Annotated in this window: 16 protein-coding genes and 1 pseudogene; 10 read left to right on the forward strand and 7 right to left on the reverse strand. The window is 61.2% G+C overall.

All coding sequences use genetic code 11. The features are described from left to right. The first annotated feature begins 177 nt into the window (after window positions 1–177). The 4 genes from tnpC to QX048_RS00020 all read left to right on the forward strand — a co-directional run bounded on the left by tnpC (window position 178) and on the right by QX048_RS00020 (window position 4,697). Window positions 178–1,704, forward strand: a complete 1,527-nt coding sequence (gene tnpC / locus QX048_RS00005; RefSeq protein ID WP_316200370.1) for an IS66 family transposase — start codon at window positions 178–180, stop codon at window positions 1,702–1,704. Between the two features lie 701 nt (window positions 1,705–2,405). Then, window positions 2,406–3,449 carry a hypothetical protein gene (locus tag QX048_RS00010; RefSeq protein ID WP_316159352.1) on the forward strand — a complete coding sequence of 348 codons (1,044 nt, stop codon included), beginning with the start codon at window positions 2,406–2,408 and terminating at the stop codon, window positions 3,447–3,449. Between the two features lie 482 nt (window positions 3,450–3,931). Next, window positions 3,932–4,354: a hypothetical protein gene (locus QX048_RS00015; RefSeq protein WP_315825835.1), complete on the forward strand. Its 423-nt coding sequence runs from the start codon at window positions 3,932–3,934 to the stop codon at window positions 4,352–4,354. Between the two features lie 7 nt (window positions 4,355–4,361). Then, on the forward strand, window positions 4,362–4,697 hold the full coding sequence (locus tag QX048_RS00020; protein WP_315825836.1) for a hypothetical protein: 336 nt from the start codon (window positions 4,362–4,364) through the stop codon (window positions 4,695–4,697). Window positions 4,698–4,892: 195 nt separating this feature from the next. Here the strand turns inward: QX048_RS00020 and QX048_RS00025 are convergent, their stop codons facing one another. Then, window positions 4,893–5,990, reverse strand: a complete 1,098-nt coding sequence (locus tag QX048_RS00025; protein WP_315825837.1) for a hypothetical protein — start codon at window positions 5,988–5,990, stop codon at window positions 4,893–4,895. Window positions 5,991–6,293: 303 nt separating this feature from the next. Here QX048_RS00025 and QX048_RS00030 point away from each other — a divergent pair. From QX048_RS00030 to QX048_RS00040, 3 genes and pseudogenes are all read left to right on the forward strand, one after another. Further along, window positions 6,294–6,535: pseudogene (locus tag QX048_RS00030) on the forward strand (VapC toxin family PIN domain ribonuclease); the annotation flags it as partial. Between the two features lie 40 nt (window positions 6,536–6,575). Beyond that, complete coding sequence (locus QX048_RS00035; RefSeq protein ID WP_315825838.1) at window positions 6,576–7,964, forward strand: SIR2 family protein; 1,389 nt, start codon at window positions 6,576–6,578, stop codon at window positions 7,962–7,964. Window position 7,965: 1 nt separating this feature from the next. Then, window positions 7,966–9,960: an ATP-binding protein gene (locus QX048_RS00040; protein ID WP_315825839.1), complete on the forward strand. Its 1,995-nt coding sequence runs from the start codon at window positions 7,966–7,968 to the stop codon at window positions 9,958–9,960. A 590-nt stretch (window positions 9,961–10,550) separates the two neighbouring features. Here the strand turns inward: QX048_RS00040 and QX048_RS00045 are convergent. After that, window positions 10,551–11,072 carry a hypothetical protein gene (locus QX048_RS00045; protein ID WP_315825840.1) on the reverse strand — a complete coding sequence of 174 codons (522 nt, stop codon included), beginning with the start codon at window positions 11,070–11,072 and terminating at the stop codon, window positions 10,551–10,553. A 142-nt stretch (window positions 11,073–11,214) separates the two neighbouring features. Here QX048_RS00045 and QX048_RS00050 point away from each other — a divergent pair, with 142 nt between their 5' ends. Then, on the forward strand, window positions 11,215–11,445 hold the full coding sequence (locus QX048_RS00050; RefSeq protein WP_315825841.1) for a helix-turn-helix transcriptional regulator: 231 nt from the start codon (window positions 11,215–11,217) through the stop codon (window positions 11,443–11,445). Window positions 11,446–11,603: 158 nt separating this feature from the next. On the opposite strand, the gene QX048_RS00055 is transcribed toward QX048_RS00050, so the two are convergent. The 4 genes from QX048_RS00055 to QX048_RS00070 form a co-directional block, all read right to left on the reverse strand. Then, entirely contained in the window at window positions 11,604–12,845 is a 1,242-nt protein-coding gene (locus tag QX048_RS00055; protein ID WP_315825842.1) for a site-specific integrase, read from the reverse strand. Between the two features lie 119 nt (window positions 12,846–12,964). Then, window positions 12,965–13,567, reverse strand: a complete 603-nt coding sequence (locus QX048_RS00060; protein ID WP_315826180.1) for a RadC family protein — start codon at window positions 13,565–13,567, stop codon at window positions 12,965–12,967. A 70-nt stretch (window positions 13,568–13,637) separates the two neighbouring features. Next, window positions 13,638–13,805, reverse strand: coding sequence for a hypothetical protein (locus tag QX048_RS00065; protein WP_315715306.1), 168 nt, complete (start codon window positions 13,803–13,805; stop codon window positions 13,638–13,640). Between the two features lie 36 nt (window positions 13,806–13,841). After that, entirely contained in the window at window positions 13,842–15,392 is a 1,551-nt protein-coding gene (locus tag QX048_RS00070; RefSeq protein WP_315825843.1) for an alpha/beta fold hydrolase, read from the reverse strand. Between the two features lie 148 nt (window positions 15,393–15,540). On the opposite strand from QX048_RS00070, the gene mddA reads away from it, so the two are divergent. Both mddA and QX048_RS00080 read left to right on the forward strand, forming a co-directional pair. Then, on the forward strand, window positions 15,541–16,326 hold the full coding sequence (gene mddA / locus QX048_RS00075; protein WP_315825844.1) for a methanethiol S-methyltransferase: 786 nt from the start codon (window positions 15,541–15,543) through the stop codon (window positions 16,324–16,326). A gap of 209 nt (window positions 16,327–16,535) precedes the next feature. Then, entirely contained in the window at window positions 16,536–17,726 is a 1,191-nt protein-coding gene (locus QX048_RS00080; protein WP_315825845.1) for an MFS transporter, read from the forward strand. Here QX048_RS00080 and QX048_RS00085 read toward each other — a convergent pair whose 3' ends face one another. Beyond that, on the reverse strand, window positions 17,727–18,530 hold the full coding sequence (locus tag QX048_RS00085) for an intradiol ring-cleavage dioxygenase (protein WP_315826181.1): 804 nt from the start codon (window positions 18,528–18,530) through the stop codon (window positions 17,727–17,729). Between the last annotated feature and the right edge of the window lie 57 nt (window positions 18,531–18,587).

Genomic DNA, 18,587 nt, shown 5'->3' on the forward strand with positions numbered 1-18,587 from the left:
GGTTATGATGGCTCGATCACGCTCACGCCGGCGCAGCTCGCGATGCTGATCGAAGGCATCGACTGGCGCGCGCCAGAACGCGTATGGAGGCCTGCGATTGCAGGATGATCCGCCAAAACCGGTGCTGAACTGAGTTGCGATTCTTCTACGAATCAGCGTGTTCGAGTACCATCGGACATGCAGCTCGATCTCGCCAATCTTCCCTCTGATCCTGAGCTTCTGCAGCGCCTGGTGCGCGACATTGCGGCCGCCATCGACCATCGCGACACCGAGATCGAGCGTCTCAAGTCCATCATCAAACAGCTGCAGCGGATGCAGTTCGGTCGTAGCTCCGAGCGCATCGATCCCGATCAGCTTGCACTCGGTCTGGAGGATCTCGACAGCGACATCGGCCGCGTCGAAGAAGCGCAACCGAAGGTCACCCCGGAATCCAAATCTCCGCCGCGACGTCGTGAGCTGCCTGATCATCTGCCACGCGAAGACGTTCTGCTTGACGTACAAGACCGCGTCTGCGTCTGCTGTGGCGGTGCTCTCCATCTGATCGGTGAGAGCGTCAGCGAGATGCTGGATTGGGTACCAGCTCAGCTTCGCGTCCTGCGAACGACCAGACCCAAATACGCTTGCCGAGCCTGCAAAAAGGTCGTGCAAGCCGGTGCGCCCGAGCGGTTGATCGCTGGCGGTCTGGCGACGCCAGCGCTGCTCGCCCACGTGTTGATCAGCAAGTACTGCGATCACCTTCCGCTCTATCGGCAGTCGCAGATCTTCGACCGTCATGGCGTCGATCTCTGCCGCTCGACGCTCGCTGGCTGGGTTGGCGGGGCGTGCTGGTGGCTCGAGGCCTTGCACGAACGGCTGTGCAAGAACGTGTTCGCCTCCAACCATCTCTTTGCCGATGACACGCCGATCCCAGTACTCGATCCTGGCCGCGGACGAACCAAGACGGGACGGCTTTGGGTGTACGCGCGTGAGCAACGGCCCTGGAGCGGCCCCGAACCTCCGGCTGCCATCTATTTGTTCGCTCCGGATCGCAAGGCAGAGCGACCGGTCGCACATCTTGCCGCCTTCAAGGGCATCCTGCATGTCGACGGATATGCTGGCTTCGAGCAGCTGGCCGACAAGGAGGGTATCACGCTCGCAGCTTGTTGGAGCCACTCGCGACGCAAGTTCTACGATGTGGCCGAAGCCACGGCGTCTCCCGTGGCAACAGAAGCCCTGCGCCGGATCGGCGAGCTCTATGCCATCGAGGCGCGCATCCGCGGCCAGTCGCCGGCCACCCGACTTGGCGAACGCAGGACGTTCTCCAAGCCGATCGTCGACGCGCTGAATGTCTGGTTCGATGCCCAGCTCCGCCTGGTCTCCGGCCGCAGCACGCTGGCTGAGGCGATCCGCTATGCGCTCTCGCGCTGGCACGGACTTACACGCTTCCTGAACGACGGCCGGATTGAGCTCGACACCAATCCGGTCGAACGGGCGATCCGTCCTGTCACGCTCGGTCGCAAGAACCACCTGTTCGCCGGCAGCGACGGTGGCGGACATCGTTGGGCGGTCATTAGCTCGCTGATCACGACATGCAAGCTGAATGACGTCGAGCCCTACGGCTACCTGCGAGACGTACTGCAGCGGATGATCGATGGACATCCCGCCAACCGTCTCGACGAATTGCTGCCGTGGAGCTGGAAGCTGACTGATCATGTCAAGCCCTGAGGCATGTGCGGCGGCCGGACGCTTACCCGCCTCTGCTCGGCCATCTGCAATCCCATCCTGAACCGCGCTTACACAACGCCCGATAGCAACGCGAGCAGCGCTTGTCAGGCAGCATCGTTGCGAGATTTTAGATGGAGCCGTCGGCATTCGCGCGCGGCCTCCTGGCGATCAATCTGCATACATCGGAACAGTCGAACAGCATCGGCGATGCTCATTCGTCCGCAAATTCGATGCAGAAGGTCGGACGGCCGGCCAGCATCAGTTCAACATGGATCAAGCGAAAATTGAGCAGAGCCAATGCTCAGGTTAATGCAAGTTTGCAATACGAAAGGCTGAGCCAAGTGGCGGTCGGCGCCAGGTGCTCTGCAACTGTGCGCATTGCGGCTGTGACAGGGCGGGCTGCCGCGTGCAACATCGCACTATTCGGCCGTTCCACTTTGGTCTCGGGCATGCCACCTTCGCGGCACAGTGCGCAGTCCGTGGCCGCGGGGCTTAATCCGTTTTCGCGGGGCAACGGCAGAATGCCCTCCTGTCGGCACCACCGCCTCCGGGCATCTCGCTGTTTCTCTCCAGGTAGGAGTAGGCAGGATGCGCGATTCCAGTCCGGGTAGAAAACTCCTCCTTCCGGCCACTTAGGAAGAATGACCGGCCTTTCGGTCGCCCGTGCTTGAGCGGCGGGAACGCATGGAGCAATGCCTATGATGACCGGGTCCATTCCGCCTCATCCCTTCGATGATATGGAGGCACTCGCCTGGCTACGCTCGCAGCCCGACGGACACGTGACGGTAAGCGCCGCTGAGCTTGGACGCCAATGGGGCTGGAATAGGATGCGGACCAGTCGTCGCCTAAAAGCCTGGGAGCGCGCCGGCCTTATTCGCCGTAACGCTGAAGCGATCATCGTAACGGGGGCAGTAACACAGACCGTTACAGGTCCGGGCGCCGTTACGGAGTTGGCCGGCTTCACGGAGAGGTCCGAAGCGCAGGGAGCTCATCATCCCACGACACGGGTCAAGCTCGCTGCATTCGTTGTGGCTCTCGCCCTGGCGTGTGTCTCGGCTGCCTTTTCCATTGACGGGCTGACGGCGATTTTTGCCGGCGCCTTCTGGCCCGTCATCATTATGGGTGCCGTACTGGAGGCAGGAAAGCTGGTAGCTGCGGCCTGGCTCACCGAACACTGGAGCTCCGCGCCGCCCCTCCTTAGGTTCGTTCTCGTTTCGATGATTGGCCTGCTAATGGGTCTGAACGCCATCGGTGTGTTCGGCTTTCTCACCCGTGCCCACCTCGATCATATGGCATCAGTAGATCTTGCCCTCGCCGACAGAACCGCAGATGTCGAGGCCCGCTTCGGGATGCAGAGCCGAATGGTTGCCGACATTGACCGACGCATTGCCCAGATTGACGCGGCCGTCGACGAGGCAACGCGCAGTGGTCGGCCAGTCGGAGCGATGACGCTTGCCGACCAGAAACGCCGTGAACGTGCGGATATCGTGGCTGAACGCCAGCGCGAGTCCCAAGCACTCGCTAGTCTACAGATCGAAAAGGCCAAAATTGACGCGCAGCGCAGGCGTGCCGAGGCTGAAGTCGGACCGATACGGTATCTCGCCGAGCTGCTCGGTATACCTGCAACGGACTTTGAGCGAGCGGTCCGGCTGCTCACGCTGGCGCTCGTCGCTGTGCTCGATCCGATGGCCGTGGCGCTCCTTCTCGCTGCCGGCGTTCACGCTAGGCGTGTGGGGTCATCTTGACCAAATCCCGGGCCGTGTTGGAGCAAGCTCGGCAGGTCAATATAATCCGGCCGCCCCATAACGCATCGCGCCGGGCGAGCCCATGCATAATCACTTCATCGAGCTTCAACGGCCGGGTGACGGATGCAATGCTGAAAGAGGCGCTATCGCCGCCCAGCCCCGCCATCGCGTCCGATGGTAGCCAAGCCGGTTATAACAACGCTCGGCCACACTCCAGCTGGCTAGAAGACGCCATCTCAATTCGCCAATACCTGAAGTAAGCATGGGGATTAGCCAATGCGCCCGAGGGGTCCGAGCAAGGCCCGCTGCTATAGCGTTCTGTTCATGGTCTCGGTGGGGCTTCTCGAGTAACGGAAGACGTCCGCACACGAACGGTGATGCAGGCATCAGGCAGAAATCGGTCAGTAGACCAGGATATTTATGCTAAGTTGCTCCGTCGCCCAGCTTGGATTGTGACGAGGACATTTTCCACAGGGGTAGGGATGATCGAGGAACTGCGCTATCGCTGGGAACTGAAGAAGTATCTTCAGCAGTATAAAGCAACGAGCAGAGCGTTCGAAGAAATGCCTGAGGACGACCCTGCAAAGCTCGGTGAGGAGCCTCGATACAAGTGGGCGACGGGCCGCGAGCTTCAATGGCAGGAGTTTGCGATCGCCCGGTTTAGATCCAAATGGCTAATCGAACAGGCGCATAGATATCACGTGCCGGTCCCGAAGGACGAGGATAGCTGGGAGCAGGGCGCTCGAACGGATGAGACCGTTTTGACTGCGGCTGCCGCACAGAAGCTGCGCGCCGACATTCGGGCCGAGCAGAAGGCTGATTGGGATTATTGGGCATCTCGGGTAACTCTGGGTCTGGCGCTTATCGGAAGCATCTTCGGCGTTCTAGCATTTTTCAAGAGATAGGCTCCACATGTGCCAGGATTGGTTCTCTGTCGTCGGGCAGATCCTCGATTTGATCGGTTTCTATATCATTGCCTGGGAGTGGTATCACCAACTCAGGCGCGAACATGACCGGCGCATAGGCGATCTGCAAAAAGCTTACGAACAGCAGATTGCAGAATTGGATGGTAGAGAATATTTTGACCCTGATTCGGATAAAGAGAACTGGCGTATTTACCAGCCACTGTTTTTAAAAGAGTGGGCGTGGCGCCGAAAGATGTTCGTTATCGGCGCCACTTGCTTCACTCTGGGCATCGTCGGGCAGGTGATCGGAAGCTGGCCGGGTCTTATTGCGAAGTGCAACTAGACAGGCAAATAAACGTTGTCGCGCTCGCGGCTCGACACAGCGCTGCACTCGGGGGCTCCATAGCGCTCTCAGCGCAAGCGTCTCGGCCTATCTATCTGAGTGTCTTGGCCTTTGAACGAGACGATGTTTTACCATTTCCCAACGTCGGTGTTTAATCATCTGGGAGAGTTGATTTCCCAAGACGATGGTCGTCCCTCAGGTCGGAGGCAAGAGGTCTTTTATACTGGCGCTTAAGTTTGCATTCACGGTGAAGCGATTTATGAGCTTAGAGATCAGGCTCTCGCGGGGCCTATACTTCAGGACCATGCGAGTGGTATGGCCGATGGGAGAAATCTCGACGCCGTGTTCTCCCTCGGCGAGGTATCCCATTTCGCCTAAGGCACCCAGCAAGTCGGGAATCGAGGTGATAGCTGGCACTATTTCGGAGTCGCCTAGAGGATGTCCCATTCTCTGGCACTCGGTGACGGCACGAATGATGTCTTCGCGGACAGTCAGCCCTTTATCCGTGACACCTAGGGCGACTTGGTCAGGGGCAGGGAAGAAATACTGGTAAATATCCAATTCGCGCAAGCGCCGCCGTATCTCGTCTGGTCGGTCGCCCCGCAAAAACAGCTCCCAATCCACAGGGCTGAACTCATAAAGAGGGACGGGGCAGACCCCGTATTCGCGGTCGATCGCCGTATTGTCGATTTGTAGTAGTCGTTCGAAGGAGATCGTTGGATCGTCGTTACCGTTCGTCAAATTTTCAAAGATGCCTGACCAATCGAGGTTGGCGGCTTGCTGAATAACATCCATGATCTGGTTGAGCGTCGGCAATGTTACATGCTTGAATGCCAGGACGGCGGGCTGCACAACTCTGTTGAGTTGACGGTTAACGTAGCGCTGACTGCGGGCCGGCTCGAGCTTTTGGAAGCGTTCCATCCGCGATTTGAACTCATTGATGTTGATCCGGGCGTCTTCAACGTTTCTGAAGACGTTTCTCGCGATCACACCAAGGTCTAAGACCACAGGGCGTGCGACCAGTACCCGCACATCAGGCATGGTACTTTGGACGTCGACCTGCATAAGAGCTGCGACTCTAGCGTTCTGTTCGGCAGAGACGATGAGGACACGCTTGCGTTTGTCATCCACCGCAATGGCTTGAACAGGATGTTCGAGGCCCGAGATGCCGCGAATCGATTTTGCCGGCCGCAATTCCGTGCCTACGGCGACGCTAAACGATGCCCAAAGCCTAGTTTGGTCCTTTTCATTGATCGGCGCGCTCTCTGGCGCGTCTGCAACGTGCAGGTTCATCGGAGTCCCGTCGGTAAGCTGCCCGAATCAGTTCCCAGTAGTTCCTGTATCGGTATAGCTGGTATGTATTTCAAGGTCGGGGAGCGGGAAGCTGATCTGAATGCGGTAATATATTGCAGGTTGTCCCCGACATTCCATGAATCCGTGACGAGGTGAGAACCTCAAGTGGGTCTGGATGGAAGAGCAGTACAATGTGGACGTCCTCGAACAAGTCTCGAAGCCCTCTTAGCCTGCTGGGAGAGACATCATGCCCACACTCAGCCGCGTCGGACTTGCCGTGCAGCCGGCGACGCGACCGTCTAGCCACGCGGTAAGAAGCTCGATCCTCTCGATGCCCGATTTGCGGGTCAAGAAGGACCGTAGGCGCTGTTTTCGGGCGCATTTTGTCCTTCGACGAAAAAGCCGGCTTGGTCTGGGTGCGGCCGATGGCGGAAAGGAAGGCTATCGGACGCTCTTGTAGCGGTCTCGATAAGGTCATCGCCGCCGTCGGTGCCAATGGCTGCGTGGTGGTGACGAACAACGAAACAGTCTTTGCTGGGCTTTAGATCATCAATCCATTGCGAGCAGGCTTTTAGGGGAAAATGCATGACTGGAGGGGCGCCTGAACCCATCGAGTATCAGCTCATCGGTCTGACTGAGGACGGCAATGCAGGCGACCTGCTGCTTGGGCTTGATCAGAAGCAAGGGCGCATTCGCCTCCAGGCCCTGATCTCCGAGTGGTTGCGTATGGAGAACCTAATCGTTCTGACGGGATCCGGCACGTCGGTTTCGGCTGGCGGGAAGACCATGGTGAACCTTGAAACCGCTGTTTTCGAGACGATTGAGGCTCTCTTCGACGCGCCGGCTTCTATCGAGCCTATCATCAAGGCGCGTCGGGATGCCATATCATTGGCCGACTTGCTCGATGAGCCCAGTATGGGGTTCGAGCAGTGGCTATCATTTGTTGCCAATTCCCTTGTTATTGGTAACTCAAAAGACGCACCTTTTTCTGGCGTCACCTGGCCGGGCACGCCAGCTCCAAGTCTTGATGACCTCCAATGGTTTGTTGATCGATTGCGCATGTCCATCTTCTCGGAGTGCGCCCTGTCCTTGCCTGACACCGCCAAAGCGAAGTCGGCAAGCGAGATCGCGCCGCAACTAGCTTTTTTGTCCAAGCTCGTCGCGCGTGACAGCAATCTTGGCCGAACCCATCTCTTCACGCTGAATTATGACACTCTGTTCGAGCAGGCGTTGGAGTTGCTAGGCATCCAATATTTCGACGGCTTCACCGGCCGAGCAAACGCTCGCTTCGATCCATCGGTTTATGGGCTCGATGTCTATTATCCAGGTGAAGTTGCCGAAGGACGGGTGCGGCGATTCGACAAGTTTCTGCACTTTTACAAACTACATGGATCAATTCATTGGTTTGAACAGGATGGTGAGATGCGCGCGCGGCACCCAAACCTTGTCCCGTTCCGAACCTATGCAGGTTTGAAGCCGGACGAGAAGGCAGCTGTGCTGGTCAAATTGACCGACGGAACGCCATCGGTTGGAATCCTGCCGACTGCCAACAAGTTCGCGCAGACTCTGACGATGCCCTATGCTCATCTCTTCCGGTCTTTTCAGGTGCGCCTCAGTGTGCCCCAGACGTTCCTGCTCGTTCTCGGGTACGGTTTTGGCGATGATCACGTTAGCCGTATTATTGAGAATGCACTCATGAATCCGTCGCTTGTGATGCTCGTGGTCGAACCCAATCCTGCCAGCCCGGTCATCGAGCGGGTGCGCCGCTATAAGGACCTCGGCAAGCGCGCCTTCGTGTTGTGCCCGACGGATGCCGCTTTTGCTGCTAGCAAGTTCAAACACGCGACGTTTGACGATTTCGCCCGCTCGATAATGCCCGACGTGCAATGGCTGGACGACTTCCTGCGCCTGCGGCGATTCGAAAAGCAAATAGCTTCGTCCGCATCGCCCGCTGAGCCAGCTTCGGGGGCGTAAGATGGATAATCCACGTCTCATCGGCCATATTGTTTCGGTTCAAGGCTTCCGGGTGAAGGTGGAATTGCTGCCTGAAACCAGATCGGCTCTGCGCGCGACTCTTGACGGGGTTCAGGCTGCGATTGCGATCAACGCGTATCTGACCTTTTCATTGGGGGCGGGCCAAACCGTCATCGGCATCATTACCGATCTTGAGGCACGTGAGAGCTTCGACCCCACCAGTGGCGATGAACTCAACCTGGAGCTCATGAAGCCGCGCCGGACCGCCAGCGTGCAGTTGCTGGGCACCATTGAGCATGCCGACGATGACCCGTCTTTCAGTCCGGGTATATCCATCCTGCCAACACTCGATACACCGGCAGAAATTGGCTCGCCTGCCATCTTGCGCGCCGTGTTCGAAATCCCGCCCCGTCGCAATAGGCCGGAGGGCTATGATTCGAGGGACTTTGACTGCGACTTGAAGATAGGATTTCCGACCGGCCAAGCGCGTAACGTCGTCCGAGCGTCCTACAATGACCTGTTCTCAAGGCCCTTGGCAATTGTAGGCAACACCGGGTCAGGCAAGTCATTCTCGGTGTCTAGCCTTATTCAGAAGGCCATGAAGGTGCTCGACGGCACCTCAGAAGAGCCGCATGTCTTCATTCTCGACATCAATGGCGAATATGCCAAAGCCTTTCCTGCCGGAAAAGCGGCGGTTCGCATGCCGGATCGCATCTATCTCAATGGCACAGAGTTCGGTCTCCCGCTCTGGTTCCTGAACGCGGAGGAGATTTGTGCTTGGCTAAGCGCGGCGGAACAGACACAGGAACCCGTGTTGAAGGACTGGTGGGCGATTGCGAAGGGCGGCAATGCCACAGCTGCGGCCAGTCTCGGTTCATTGCAGAATGCAATGAGTGCGCTCGATCAACTTCTCAGCGAACTTACAAAGATCAAGAAGAAGGCGGCCGGCTCTTATTGCGACGCCATTTCTGGCCATCTCGCGAACACCGATATCGATGTCACGGCGTTCGACAGGCTGTTTACCTCACACCGGTCCGCCAACGACTATAACACCGAGGTCATGAACAATCAGGCTGCGATCGCGGCCGAAGCAGAGAGGCTAAAGGACGCCATCCGATCCAAGATTGTTGGCGGGCGCGATACAGCGGAGGCTGGCGCTCGCACTGCGGACTCTCCACTTCCGATTGCGCGCTCGACATTAACTGATCCATCACTAATTAACCGCGCCGTATCGAAGGAGGACACCTTCCGTGTGGAGGCCCATCTCACCACGCTTAAGCTGCGTTTGAAGACGCGCCTTGATGACCAAAGGTGGCGTGCGTTTCTCAACTATGAAGACGCTGACACTGCTATTGATAGTTTGTTCGCCTGGTTCGCTCGTTTCGGATTGGGGGGCGCGACGGGTCCAAAGGTGTCGGTTCTTGATCTTTCGATGCTGAGCAACGAAGTGTTGCCCTATGCGTGTGCCGTAATCGGGCGTGTGTTGCTGGAGGCGCGGGAACGCTTGCCCGCTGGGTCACGCTACAAACATCCGTGGGTTCTCGTCCTCGAAGAAGCGCATAACTATGCTCGACCGGCTCGTGCGGACGAGGATCGAGGTCATCGGCTGGCGCGACTGACCTTTGAGCGTATCGCAAAGGAAGGGCGCAAATTCGGCCTGTCGCTCATCGTCGCCAGCCAACGTCCGAGCGAGATTAGCCAGACCATTATCAGTCAGTGTGCCAATTTCATCAGCCATCGTCTGCAAAATCCGGACGACATCGATCACTTCCGTCGCATCATCCCGATGCAGGCCAGGCGCTTGCTTGATCAGGTAACGATATTGTCGTCAGGCGAAGCGATAGTCTTCGGCAGCGCGTTCCACATCCCGACGCGAGTGCAATTCGATAGGCCCGATCCTAGCCCTTACAGCCAGACCGCGGCGCCTTTCCATGAGTGGTCGAAGGAGAAAGCCCCGTTTCCGCTCGCACAAGTTATCGATGCTTGGGGAGCCTAGATCAACGTTTCTGGATCCCGTTTACGGAGCTTGTCACATATCGACTATGCAGATCTGTTCTCCGTAGCAGTGATAGTTGAAGTAACGTGTTCGACGCGCTTTCCGTTGGATCTTAAAAGCAACACCTGTCAATCAGTGGCGAAAGTGTTCTATTGGGTCAACAAGCGGGCGGCCCAGATTGGAGCGCGTGGGTCAAGTAGGTCGACTGATCTCACTTGCTGTCGAAGTCTCGCGTCCTTGAGCTGCAAATCTAGCGCGGTCATTTCGACGTCCTTTTGACCCGCTAACACGAGCCTCGACCAGATCCTCGGTGGCGTGAGCGTCGTCGACGGCGGTCCAAATGTCGTACCGCACAGTTCCAAGAATTCGCTGCGAAAATGGTCCGCAGGGAACTGGTCCAGCGCTTCGGCGGCGCAGACCAACGCTTTGGGTGTGTCTCGTTGCCCTCCGCGCGGGCCATTAGCCTCTGGCGCCCTTGCTGATTTCAAGCTCCTCCGGCTTCCGCAGGAGCGCCTCGCGGTTGGTCGACCCGTTTCGATCGGAGTCCGGCGTGCCATTGGAAGTGGGCGGTTCGACAAGCTACTCCTGCATTACGGGATGCTCACAGCATCAGGCGAGGCGTCACCCTTAGCCTCGCAGCCCGGCACAAGTACCTCAGCAAGCCCGCAGACTGCTTCAATTAGCGAACGCATAGCTCGCGCGTCCCATTCGATCTGCTCGATAGGTGCCTCCCAGTAGTGGGACATCACATAGGCCGCATGACGGGCCTTGACGCCCAGTCCCTTGATTGTGCCCGCTGGGGTAGTCATGATTGCTCTCTCAATCGGGTAAAGACGAGCTAAGACGGCCTCCGTCTTTTCCGTTCGGTCTTCGTCATTCGTGTAAGACACGATTCCCACTTGAGCATCGGATCCACCGCGCGACCGGCCGTCGGGATCAATTGCTGTTGTGTCGCTTGCGTTCTGTGCAGCGAGCAATTCTGCGACAAGGCTGTCGAATTGAGCCTCAAGGGCGAGGAGAACTGCGTCGCTGTCCGTCGGCGGGTGGAGCGAACGTTCGGAATGCGGCGAACTGAAGATAATGCCATCTTGAGAGAACTGCTTGTCCTGCATCTTGCCCCCTGGTTCGATAACGCCGCGAAGGCTGGCGTACCGGCATCGTGGTTAAGTCCGTTCACGTTTCGGACCATTCTGCCGGCCATTTTTGTCTGTTTAAAGCGGTGGGTCAATAACAGACATCAATGTCTTCTTAGACATGGATTACCGCCATGTCTTCGCCACGAATCTCCGTCGATTCAGGACTGAGAAAGGATACTCTCAGGAAGCGTTGGCACATGAGGCGGGCGTAAACCGGACCTATATGAGCAAGTTGGAAACGGGCGGTAGTTTCGTGGGTCTCGAACTTATGGTGAAGCTCGCCAAAGTGCTTGAAGTCGAGCCTGCAGACTTCCTACGAGTTCCTTCGCGGAGACCGCGCAGGGGCTAATCCGGCCGACCAAGAAAACCGCTGCATCCGATTGACGTCGCGAGTCTAGAAGTCCGGCAACAATCAACAGGAGTTCTTGCCTAGCCCGCGGAAGCCTACGTGGGGCTGATGGCGTAGGCTGCCTCGAGCGGTCGCGGCAGGCCCATGTCTCTCAACCTCTAGGCTGCCGGGCGGTGCGCTTTTCTCGCGAGCAGCGAGCGGATGAAGCGGTCCCATGTGGCCATACCGGCACGCTTCTCGCGCATATAGTTCCAGCGGTCATAGCTCTTTGAGCTAACATCGTGAAGCGCATGATTCTGAATGCGATCGCGGATCTCTTTGGACACTCCGGCCTTGCCGGCTAGCGTCTTCCAGGTGCGCCTCAAGTCGCGATTGGTGACGATCGGGATTACCTCCCGCTCCCGCTGCCTCCACATGAACGAGTACAGTGTACCCGCACTCACGGGTCTTGTTGGATCCGTCGCGGACGGGAAAAACCAACCGTGTTCATTCGGTTCAATGCTCTCGATAAGATCAGCAGCCACCGAAGGAACGGGGATAGCGTGTGACTTTCCGTTTTTCGTTCTGGACCAATCGATGATGTGTTCCTGTGCGTCCCACTGATGGACATGCAAGCGCGCTATCTCCTCGACGCGCTGTCCGGTAAGCATTATGATGCGGACTGCCTGCGTGTACGGCGGGTGTACTGGCGCGTCAGGACATTCGAGCCAGCGGTAGAGCCGCAAAAATTCATCTTCGTCGAGCCAGCGCGTTCCGGCGACCTTTCGCTCAGTCGGTATGGCGACGGCAGGATTTGACACGAGATTGAACCGGCGCGGAGACGAACTCCGATAGTCGTGCTCCGACTTGAGCGCCCAGGAGAACGAGGCCCGAATATAGCAGCGGACGTGATCAGCCATCGATCGCTTGCCGCGCGCGTAAATCGGGCGGAGTACGGTGAGCACGTCGTCGGGCGTCACCTCGCGGGCCGGCACATGGCGCCCAATAACATCGGCCGCCTTATTGAGCTGCTGCTCCACGTCGGACCACGATGGTTTGTTCTCGCTCTTCAGATACGAAACGTAGCCAGCGAAAAGATCGGCAACGGTACCGGGGCGTTTATCTCTCGCGACCTTGACGCTACGCCCGTCAAGGATGAGTTGAGCATAGTCACGATCGAAGATTGCTCTTGCATCGGCGAGAGACATTGCCGGGTACCGTCCAAGCGTCGTTTTGATCCTGCGGCCATTGCGCCACTGTTGTGCCATCCAGGTTGCTGTGACGCGGGTAGGCATTGGCTTGAGGATGAGAGCCAGGCGGCCAGTGCCGTGGCCCTCGCCATCGACTAGCAGCCGCTGCTTGCCCGCGCTCCGTACTTCCTTCAGCGCACGCCGAATGATGCTCTCGGTGATGTTCGCCATCTCGCGCCGCACGCTCCGACTGGGGACGGTAAGTGGGGACGGTTACGTTCCCGTTCCTTTCTCCGAAGGTACTTCGGCCCAGACCCCGCAATCAAGAAATACACAATGATTTTAGGTGATTAAGCGTGACCGAACATGCACGTGGAAACGTGAGTGGGGTGGTTGTGCACCAGGATGATCGCAGTGGCGGACAATTCAAGCGCGCGCTTGATCACCTCGCGCGGATAGACCGGCGTGTGATCGACGGTGCCGGTCTGCTGCACCTCGTCGGCGATCAGCTGGTTGCGCTTGTCGAGAAATAACAGCCTGAACTGCTCCTTGTCGGCGAACGCCATGCTGGTGCGGCAATAGGTGATGACGTCCTGCCATGACGCCAGCGCGTGCTTCTGCCGCACCTCGCCCTTGGCGATGCGGTGCGCGGCGGCGGCGATCAGCTTGAGCTGGGTGATCGAGGCGTCGCCGACGCCGTCGATCTCGCGCAGCCGCGGCTCCGGCGCGTGGATCACCTCGGCGAACGATCCGAACGTCTTGAGCAGCGCCTTCGCCAGCGGCTTGACGTCGCGCCGCGGCAGCGCGGCGAACAGCACCATCTCCAGCAGCTCGTAGTCGTTGAGCGCGTCGGGACCGGCGCTGTGAAAGCGCTCGCGCAGCCGCTGACGGTGGCCGTGATAGTGCGGCGTGTCCCGCGGCGTATCGTTGGGAGGAGGGGCTTTCTCGGGCATCGGCGTCAGCATGCCGTGACGCCGCATTTTTGCAACCTCGAAGTGCTCGCGCCCCGCAGGGCGCGCCTTGCTAGGCCGCGCGTCCGGTCAGCACGATGGCGAGGCCGACGATGAGAGAAAACGCGGTGGGGTAGAAGGTGAGCGCAAAGCCGAAGGCGCGGCCCGCGCCGCCGCTGGCATAGCCGAGCCAGAACAGCACCCGCCCGAGGCCGAACAGGATCACGAGCGTGAGCAGCACCGGACGACGTCCTTCTCGTCCGTCGGGCGATCCTGCTTATGGCTGCAGACTGCCGATGAAGGCGTCGATGCTGGCGAGGGCCGGCCTCTGGTCGCCGGCGAACATCCAATGGTCGGCGCCGTCGAGCTCGACGAAGCGCGCGTGACGGATATGGCTGGCGAGATGCCGCCCGGCCCCGACGAGCACGGCGCGATCGTGGCGACGGTGCAGCACCAGGGTCGGTGCAGCGACCCGGGCGAGCAGGTGGCGGACGTCCGTATCCCTGAAGGCTTCGAGCAGGCCCTTGATGGCGCCGGGGCTGGATGCCGCGCGAAGCAGTCCGGCCCACCAGGCGCGCGCCTGGGGATCGCCAGCCAGACTCGGTGCGAATGTTTCGATGCCGGCGGGGCCGCCCCATTCGGCCACCAGCTGCCGCAGCCAGATGCCGTACTGGCTGGCCTGCAGCGCATGCGGATAGCCGGGCGCGGCGCTGCCCTTGGCGAGCGAGGCGAACAGGATCAGCCCGGCGACACGTTCGGGATGGTCGGCCGCGAAGGTGATGCAGGCCGGTCCGCCCTCGGAGGCGCCGAGCAGCACCGTGCGCCGGCTGCCGGCGGCGTCGAGCACGGTCGCGATGTCGCGCGCCGTCGCCTCCACGCTGGGGCTGAAACCGACCCGGTCGGAGAGCCCGATGCCGCGGCGATCGAACAGGATCAGGCGGCCGATTCTGGCGAGCGCGGACAGCAAGGCCCGGCAGTGCGGCTCCTCCCAGATCCGCTCGACATGCGAGACGAAGCCGGGCAGCAGCAGAATGTCCTGCGAACCTGTGCCGTAGGTCTGATAGGCGAGATGAACGCCGCCGCCCAGGACATAGCGCGTCGGCGGTGCGCTGTCGCCTTGCGCCGCAACGCCCTGCGCCAGCAGCGCCAGCGTCTCCGCTTCGGGAGCGACACCGAGCTCGTCGCGCAGGCGCTGCGTCAGGGCGTCGAGATGGCGCTGGGCGGCGGCGCGGTCGCCGGCCAGCATCAGGCTGCGGATCAGGGCGCGGCCATAGACCTCGCTGAGCGGGTCGAACGCGACGAGGCGTCCGGCGTGGACCGCAGCCGCGGCATGGTCGCCGGCCGCGCTGCGATCCCGCACCACGCGCTCCAGCGCCTGGACCGCCCGGCCGCGCAAGGCTTCACGCCGGAAGAACGCCCATTCCTCGAACTGCGGACAGTCGCCGGGCGCGAAGCCGTCCAGGAAGTCACTGGAATAGAGGCGGCAGGCCAGCTCGAATTCGCCGTGGTCGCACGCCGTTTCGAACAGCGCCGATTGGACCTCCAGCTCGACCGCTTCCGCCCACCGAATCGTCGCGCGATCGATGGTGAGGCAGCCGTCGCCGAGTGTGAGCTGGAGCCGGTGCAGCAGGCGGCGCAGCCGCGCCCGCGCGACCTCCTCGGAACACTCCGGCCAGAGCATCGTCGCCAGGACGTCCCGCGCGACAGGGCCTTTGGCCTCCGCCAGATAGACCAGCAGAGCGAGGCCCTTGCGCAGCGCCAGCGGGCACGGCTGGCCGTCGCGATGCAGCTCGGGAAAGCCTAATGTCCGGACGCGGAACTGAACCATCGGGGGTGCGACCTGGGTGGCTGCGTCCGGGGGACGCTCGGGGGACGGTCGATTGGTAAGGGCTCAGGCTCGCGCGAGACGCGACCGATCCCAGGATCTGGCGTCTCGATCACGGCCACGCCGTCCTCGCAGCAACAAGGAAACCTTCATGTCCGGGCGTCTCCTCATCATGCTCTACGCCGTCGCGAGCTATGCCGTCTTTCTTGGGTCGTTCGTGTGGGCGGTCGGTTTCGTCGGCAATTACAACTATCTCACGGCCAAGTCGATCGACGTGGGCGTGTCCAGCGCCGTGACCGAGGCCGTCGTCGTCGACGCGCTGCTGCTGGCGCTGTTCGCGATCCAGCACAGCGTGATGGCGCGGCCGGCGTTCAAGCGCGCGTTGACGCGCATCATTCCGGCGGCGGCCGAGCGCAGCACCTATGTGCTGCTGTCCAGCCTGATCCTGCTGCTGCTGTTCTGGCAATGGCGTCCGATCCCGAGTCCGGTCTGGCACGTCGAGGGTGTCGCAGCGGGCGTGCTGACCGGCGTGCATTGGCTCGGCTGGCTGATCGCGCTCTCCTCGACCTACATGATCGATCATTTCGATCTGTTCGGCCTCCGCCAGGCCGTGCTCGCCCTCCGCGGCAGCGCCGGGACGGCGCAGCCTTTCAGAACGCCGCTGCTGTATCGGCTGGTGCGCCACCCGCTGATGCTGGGCTTCCTGCTCGCCTTCTGGGCCACGCCGGAGATGTCGGTCGGCCACCTGCTGTTCGCCGCCCTCAGCACAGCCTACATCCTGGTCGGGCTGCAGCTCGAGGAGCGCGATCTGATCGCCCAGTTCGGCGACACCTACCAGCGCTACCGCCGGCGGGTGCCGATGCTGCTGCCGCGACTGATCGGCGGCCGGCGGACCGCCGAGACGGAGACGGAGGCGGAGGCGCGCGGCGCGCAGTAGCCGGCGCCGGCTCGACGTCCGCAGGGCTCGTCGGGCACGCTCGCTTTTGATCACGGCTTGCCCGGTGCCGCGCCCACGCAGACGTGAATTGGTGCGGGGACCTCAGCACCTATGTCGGGCTTGAATGCTGCGATGCAAAATCACAGCTCGACAGCCTCCGTTCTCATAAGGCCCTATGGCCTGCCTGTTCAGTCCGAGAGAGATCCGCGTTGACCACCATCACGTCCGATTCCGGCGACTCGCTGTCGGCCTGGATCACGCTGTTATTGGCCTTTTCCTGCGGGCTGATCGTCGCCAACATCTATTACGCGCAGCCGCTGATCGGGCCGATCAGCGCCGACCTCGGGCTGCGGCCGGCGCTCGCGGGACTGCTGGTGACGATGAGCCAGATCGGATACGGCGCAGGTCTCTTGTTCGTGGTGCCGCTCGGCGATCTCATCGAGAACCGCAAGCTCGTCATCATGACCATCATCGTCGGCGCGGCCGCGCTCGGTTGTGCGGCCCTGGCGACGAGCCCGTCGACATTCCTGCTCTCGGCGCTGCTGATCGGCTTCGGCTCGGTCGCGGTGCAGATACTGATCCCCTATGCCGGGCATATGGCGCCGGAGGCGATCCGCGGCCGCACCGTCGGCAACGTCACCACCGGCCTGATGCTCGGCATCATGCTGGCACGGCCGCTTGCGAGTTTCGTCGCGGCGCATGCCTCCTGGCACGTGATCTATGCGGCCTCGGCGCTTGCCATGGTGATCCTGGCCGGGGTGTTGCGCCTCGCCCTGCCGCCGCGTGAGCCGCAGGCGCGGCTGAGCTACGGCCAGCTGCTCGGCTCGATGGTCGAGCTCTATCGCGACACGCCGGCGCTGCGCCGCCGCGCGCTCTACCAGGCCGCGCTGTTCGGCGGCTTCAGCGTGTTCTGGACCACGTCCCCGCTGCTGCTGGCCGGGTCCGATTTCCGGATGTCGCAGACCGGCATCGCCCTGTTCGCGCTGGCCGGCGTCGCCGGCGCGATCATGGCGCCGGTCGCCGGCCGCATCGCCGATCGCGGCTGGACGCGACCGGCGACCGTCGCATCGATGCTGATGTGCGCGATCGGCTTCGCGTTGACGCTTTCGGTTCCACTCGGAACGAACGGGTCGCTGGCCACGCTGGTGATCGCCGCCATCGCCATCGATTGCGGCGCGCAGCTCAGTCTCATCCTCGGCTATCGCGTGCTGTTCGTGCTCGGCGCCGGCCAGCGCAGCCGGCTGAACGGGCTCTATATGACCACCTTCTTCGTCGCCGGGGCGGCGGGCTCCGGGATCGGTGCCTGGGCATATGCGCATGGCGGCTGGACGGCCGCCGCCGCGCTCGGCACGGCGCTGCCGCTCGCGGCGCTGGCCTATCAGTTCACCGAGCCGAAATGATCAGAACGGGCTGCGCTTGAGCCCGGGCACCAGCGCCGCCAGCCGGTCCTTGATCCAGGGTGCGGGCGGCAACTTGCCAGTGGGCATCTCGACCGCGGCGGCCGGGTTGCGGCTTACGGCCAACCTGAGGGTCGCCAGATAGTGATCGCGCTCCTCCTTCACCGCGCAATGCGCGCGGTGTTCGGGATCGGCCTCGGTCGCGACGCGGTCGTTGGCATTGATGACGAGCCGTTGCTTCGGCCGTCCCGTGTAGTCGGGCACGTTGGTGTAGATGAACTCGTTCAGCGCCTCGGGAAAGAAGGTTTGTCCGGTCAGCACCGTGGCCTCGTCGACAAACACCCTGAAGTGGATGTGGGTGGCGCGGCCGGCATACCAGCCGGGATAGATGGTCCTGAAGCCGGCCCAGCCGGCGGCGTCGGCCATCTGCGTGCCGCGCAGGAACGTCTTTCCGCTCTGGTCGAGCTTGTGAGTGTCGCTCTGGCCGGGATAGCCCGAATAGATGCCGCGGGCATCGCAGTGCCAGATGTCGACGCGCGCGCCGGGGAGTGGCGCGCAGGAGCCGGCCTCGATGACGCAAAGGCGCAGCCTGAGCGGCACGCCCGGCCGGTCCTCGGCGATCTCGGCGCGCACCAGCTTGGGATCGAGATAATAGGGACCGGATTCCGACTGCGGCGTCAGGATGCAGGCGTCGTCGGCATTCGCCGATGCGGGAGCTGTCTCCGACGCGGCGCGCGCCGGCGGCGTCAGCAGCGCTGCGCCCGCCGAGAGCAGGCCGAGAACGCCACGGCGTGTTGCGTTGGTCAGAGCAGCCTCCCGCAGTCGAATGCGACGGAAGCGGCAGTCGATCAGCCGGGCATGGCA

The sequence above is a fragment of the Bradyrhizobium sp. SZCCHNS30572 genome, assembly GCF_032484415.1.
Lineage (GTDB): Bacteria > Pseudomonadota > Alphaproteobacteria > Rhizobiales > Xanthobacteraceae > Bradyrhizobium.

Excerpts from the sequence above, each read along its gene's own strand:
- tnpC (WP_316200370.1), top strand. The coding sequence starts at position 178 with ATGCAGCTCGATCTCGCCAATCTTCCCTCTGATCCTGAGCTTCTGCAG.
- QX048_RS00010 (WP_316159352.1), top strand. The coding sequence starts at position 2,406 with ATGACCGGGTCCATTCCGCCTCATCCCTTCGATGATATGGAGGCACTC.
- QX048_RS00015 (WP_315825835.1), top strand. The coding sequence starts at position 3,932 with ATGATCGAGGAACTGCGCTATCGCTGGGAACTGAAGAAGTATCTTCAG.
- QX048_RS00020 (WP_315825836.1), top strand. The coding sequence starts at position 4,362 with ATGTGCCAGGATTGGTTCTCTGTCGTCGGGCAGATCCTCGATTTGATC.
- QX048_RS00025 (WP_315825837.1), bottom strand. The coding sequence starts at position 5,990 with ATGAACCTGCACGTTGCAGACGCGCCAGAGAGCGCGCCGATCAATGAA.
- QX048_RS00035 (WP_315825838.1), top strand. The coding sequence starts at position 6,576 with ATGACTGGAGGGGCGCCTGAACCCATCGAGTATCAGCTCATCGGTCTG.
- QX048_RS00040 (WP_315825839.1), top strand. The coding sequence starts at position 7,966 with ATGGATAATCCACGTCTCATCGGCCATATTGTTTCGGTTCAAGGCTTC.
- QX048_RS00045 (WP_315825840.1), bottom strand. The coding sequence starts at position 11,072 with ATGCAGGACAAGCAGTTCTCTCAAGATGGCATTATCTTCAGTTCGCCG.
- QX048_RS00050 (WP_315825841.1), top strand. The coding sequence starts at position 11,215 with ATGGATTACCGCCATGTCTTCGCCACGAATCTCCGTCGATTCAGGACT.
- QX048_RS00055 (WP_315825842.1), bottom strand. The coding sequence starts at position 12,845 with ATGGCGAACATCACCGAGAGCATCATTCGGCGTGCGCTGAAGGAAGTA.
- QX048_RS00060 (WP_315826180.1), bottom strand. The coding sequence starts at position 13,567 with ATGCCCGAGAAAGCCCCTCCTCCCAACGATACGCCGCGGGACACGCCG.
- QX048_RS00070 (WP_315825843.1), bottom strand. The coding sequence starts at position 15,392 with ATGGTTCAGTTCCGCGTCCGGACATTAGGCTTTCCCGAGCTGCATCGC.
- mddA (WP_315825844.1), top strand. The coding sequence starts at position 15,541 with ATGTCCGGGCGTCTCCTCATCATGCTCTACGCCGTCGCGAGCTATGCC.